The organism is Frigoribacterium sp. Leaf186 (genome assembly GCF_001423905.1).
GTDB lineage: Bacteria > Actinomycetota > Actinomycetes > Actinomycetales > Microbacteriaceae > Frigoribacterium.
The window spans coordinates 658,394-662,292 of the sequence record NZ_LMPQ01000001.1 but is presented as its reverse complement, the minus strand read 5'-3'; the positions used below and the strand labels follow the sequence as shown (position 1 = coordinate 662,292).

Genomic DNA, 3,899 nt, shown 5'->3' with positions numbered 1-3,899 from the left:
CCCGCGCCTCCGGCTCGACGCGCTCGGCCGAGGCCGAGGCGATCGACCACCTGCCCGACAGTGCCGTGAAGGACGCCCTGCAGAAGGTCCCCGAAGACTTCCGCATGGCCGTGTACTTCGCCGACGTCGAAGGCTTCTCGTACCAAGAGATCGCCGACATCATGAAGACCCCCGTGGGCACCGTGATGAGCCGCCTCCACCGCGGCCGTCGCCTGCTGCGTGAACTCCTCGCCGACTACGCACGCGATCGCGGCATCGCCGTGCCCGTCGGCTCGTCGAAGGGCGGAAAGAAATGACCGACTGCGGTTGCACCAAGGCCAAGGCAGAGCTCGAAGAGTACCTGCACGACGAACTGTGCCGCGAGGACGCGGCCGACATCCGCGAGCACATGGCGAACTGCGTCGACTGCGAGGGCGAGCACAAGGTCGGCGTCGTGCTGACCGAGGCCGTCCAGCGCGCCTGCCGCGAGACCGCCCCCGAAGACCTGCGCGCCACCGTGCTCGCCCGCTTGCGCGAGCTGCAGTCCGCCCACCGCTGAGGCGGGCGCGGAGCCGGTGACCGGCACCGCGCCTCCTGGGCCCCTCGGCTCGTGCGCGCTCGTGACGTGACGAACGCCCACCGCTGCCTCCCGTCGAGGAGGCGCGGTGGGCGTCGCCGCGTCAGCGTCCGGCTGCGAAGTGCTCGCGCACCGCGGCCGCGTCGAGGGCGGTGTCGTAGGTGCGGGCGGTGTCGAGGTCGCCGATGAAGGTGAACGACGACGGTTGGCCCGCCCACCCGTCGAGGGACTCCCGGCCCACCCGCCACGAACCCGTGTACGACTGCAGGGCCTGGGCGTCGTCGCGGTGCTGCTGGAGGACGCCGTCGAGGTAGAGGTCGAGTGAGCCGGCGGTGAACGATCCCACCGCGTGGTGCCATGCGCCGTCGGTGACGGTGGTCGTGCTCACGTCCGCGTAGCGCCAGCCTTTGTCGCCCTGCACGCCGAACCGCAGCTTGCCATTCGCGTCGACGAAGAGGTGGCGGTCCTTCGACGGCGAGGCCACAACGCTGTCGGAGCTGAAGCCGATCAGGCGACCCTGAGCCCGATCGGTGCGGAACCAGACCTCGACGGTGAAGGTCTGCGGGGCGGTCTGGCGGACGGACGACTGGACTCGGGCGTCGGTCACGCCGAAGTTCATCGACGGGTTTCCGCCGCACGGCCCGTCGTTGCGTCGGGGGCCACTGATCATCGTGCCCACCTCGCCGTGACCGCTCACGTCGCGCACCGAGGTGCCACGGGGTTCGCCGAAGTCCCAGGCGAGGGTGGGGGAGTCGAGCTGAGGGCCGGCGAAGCACGCGGGGAAGAGATCGGTCGCGAGGGTGGCTGCCGAGCCCGTCTGGGCGGAGAAGGCCGCGTCGCTCGGCGTGGGGGTCGACGTCAGGGCGACGGCGATCACGCCGGCGGCCGCGACGCCCCGGATGATCGACGAGGGGTCGGTGGTCTCGGACGCGTCGACGGTGTGTTCGCCGGCCTGCCACCGAGGCGAGCCGCACCGGCGGCAGGGCTCACCGCGACGGATGGGCCGGTCGAGTCGGGTGAGGGCGATGGCGAGGCCCGCCACGACGACCACTCCGACGAGGGGGGCCAACTCGCCGGTGCCCAGCCACAGGCCGGGCAGGCCCACCCAGGGCACCCGCAGCATGCCGACACCGTGGACGGCCTCGGGTGCGACGAGACTGCTGTCGGCGGCGGTGTTGGCGTCGCCGCGCAGACGGAGGCCGTCGGCCTCGATGCGCTCGAGCCGGTGCAGGCGGAGCCGGTCGTCGTGGTCGGGGTCGTCGACCAGCAGGACGTGCCCCGGTTCGACATCACCCGGGGCGACGGGTGCCGCGGCGACGACGTCGCCCGAGCGGATCGCCGGGGCCATCGAGTCGCTGGCAACCGTGGTCACCTGCCAACCGAAGGCGGCGGGCACGAGGCACCACAGGGCGAGCATCAGCACGGTCCAGAGGGTGATTCGGGCGAGGGTCGCCACGGCGACGACGGGAAGGTCGCCGCGGCACGGGTGGTTCTGGTCTGACATCGGGGCTCCCTGCTCTCGACGGTACGGACGGGGCCCGACGCGCGTCGATCGGACGACGCGCGTCGGGCGGGGTGTCGGCTGACGCCGACGGGATCAGTTGCTCTGGGCTTCCCAGACGAAGGTGGTGCTGGCCGAGGCTTCTTGCACCTTGTTGTCGGCGTTCGGGTCGAGCTCGTAGCTGATGCGGTAGGTGGTCGACTGCGCGGCGCCGTCGGCCACCCAGCCGCCGAGGCCGGTCGCGTACGACGAATTGCTCGCCAACGCGGCGAGCGTGCCGTCGAAGTCGGCTGCTCCGTCGGCCTGGAAGGTCGAGCAGTCGGCGCCGGTCAGCGCGCCGCGCTCGATCTTCATGTGGAGAGAAGCGCCGAGCTGGTCCGCGTCCTGCGTGTTCTCCGTGTAGAGCTTCACCGTGCTCGGGCCGCTGGTGTCGGCCGTGACGGTGATGCAGTTGTCGTCGGCGTCGCCGGGCATGAGTCCAGAGGCCTTGAACAGGGCCTGGTCGGCGTCGTTGTCGCTGATCGCGACCTTGCCGGCCGACCAGTTGTTGCCGGCGTTCTCGGTGCGGTCGCTGAACGCGGCGTACGACGTCGTGGCGACGACGACGCCGCTGAGCAGGACGGCGAGGGGCAGGGCGGCGTAGCCGGCACGGCGGGTGGATCGGGCTGAGAGGTGCATGTCGGTCCTTTGAGATCGGCGTGAAGTTGAGTGTTTCGTACAACATGCAAAATACTAAGTTGAAATCGACGGAAGGTCAAGTGTTTCGTCGGGTGTCCTCCCGAGCCGCGGCTGCGCTAGCGTCGACACATGACCGCACCGGTGCAGCCACTCGGCATCCCGACCGCCAGCGACCTCGACGACCTCGTCTCGTTGATCGGCCTGCTCGGCTACTCGCTCGACTCCGACGTCCTGTCGTCCCGACTCGACCGGCTGACGAGTGCGTCCGGCTACGAGACGTGGGTCGTGCGCGACGGCGACGGGCGCATCTCCGCGGTCGCCGGGGCACACCTCCGCTGGGCCTACAACGACGACGCACCGACGGCTGAGCTGCTGCTGCTCGTGGTCTCGGACCGTGCCCGGCGCGACGGAGTCGGCTCGCACCTCCTCGGGCACGTCGAGGCCTGGGCTCGCGGCAACCGCGCGCGCGTCCTCAACGCCGTGTCGGCCGCGGCGACGGACTCGGCGAACCGCTTCTACCGCAAGCGCGGCTACCACGAGGCGGGCGTCCGCTACTCGAAGCTGATCTGACCGGCAGGTCGCGGCTCTTGCCGCATCGTCTATGCGCGGGTCGGTTCGTCGACCTGCCTGAGACCTGCTCGGCATCGGTTCGGCCCGAGCCGAGCCGGTGAGCCCTCGCCGCTTCGTGTCGCCCATCTCGTTGCTCGGCAACTCAGGAGATCCGCCCCTCGAGGGCCTTCGCCGGGGCCCGTGCCGAGGCCCGAAGTAGCCCGCGATGCCCATCTCGTCGGTCGGCAACTCAGGAGATCGGCGCGCTCGTGGGCCTTGGTCGGGCCCGCGCCGACACCCGAAGACGCCCCCGATGCCCAGCTCGTTGGTCGGCAACTCAGGAGATCGGCGCGCTCGCGCCGTGCAGGCGCCTGAGACGCGGCAGAAGTCCTGAGTTGCCGCCTGGGGCCGGGTCCGGAGTGAGGCCGTCCCCGGCGTGAGGCCGGGCCCTGGGTGAGGGCGTCCCCGATTCGAGCGCGACCCCAGTGTCAGTGAGCGCGCCAGCCCGAGTGCGCGGTCGAGGTCGGCAATTCAGGAGATCGACGCGCTCGCGGCGCGCAGGCGCCCGTGACGCGGCGAAAGTCCTGAGTTGCCGCCTGGGGTCGGGCCCGGAGT

Annotated in this window: 5 protein-coding genes; 3 read left to right on the top strand and 2 right to left on the bottom strand. The window is 71.0% G+C overall.

The genetic code is table 11. The features are described from left to right. The coding region (locus ASG05_RS16795) for a sigma factor-like helix-turn-helix DNA-binding protein (RefSeq protein ID WP_304437627.1) at nucleotides 1-296 on the top strand (296 nt) is incomplete at its 5' end. Beyond that, complete coding sequence (locus ASG05_RS03060; RefSeq protein ID WP_056257171.1) at nucleotides 293-538, top strand: zf-HC2 domain-containing protein; 246 nt, start codon at nucleotides 293-295, stop codon at nucleotides 536-538. The genes ASG05_RS16795 and ASG05_RS03060, both read left to right, overlap by 4 nt. A 121-nt stretch (nucleotides 539-659) precedes the next feature. Here ASG05_RS03060 and ASG05_RS03055 read toward each other — a convergent pair whose 3' ends face one another. Both ASG05_RS03055 and ASG05_RS03050 read right to left on the bottom strand, forming a co-directional pair. Beyond that, nucleotides 660-2,060, bottom strand: coding sequence for a LamG-like jellyroll fold domain-containing protein (locus tag ASG05_RS03055; RefSeq protein ID WP_056257169.1), 1,401 nt, complete (start codon nucleotides 2,058-2,060; stop codon nucleotides 660-662). A gap of 93 nt (nucleotides 2,061-2,153) precedes the next feature. Beyond that, entirely contained in the window at nucleotides 2,154-2,735 is a 582-nt protein-coding gene (locus ASG05_RS03050) for a hypothetical protein (RefSeq protein ID WP_056257164.1), read from the bottom strand. A gap of 129 nt (nucleotides 2,736-2,864) precedes the next feature. On the opposite strand from ASG05_RS03050, the gene ASG05_RS03045 reads away from it, so the two are divergent. Continuing rightward, nucleotides 2,865-3,305 (top strand): GNAT family N-acetyltransferase, encoded by a 441-nt coding sequence (locus ASG05_RS03045; RefSeq protein WP_056257162.1) that lies wholly within the window; start codon nucleotides 2,865-2,867, stop codon nucleotides 3,303-3,305. The last annotated feature ends 594 nt before the right edge of the window (nucleotides 3,306-3,899 follow it).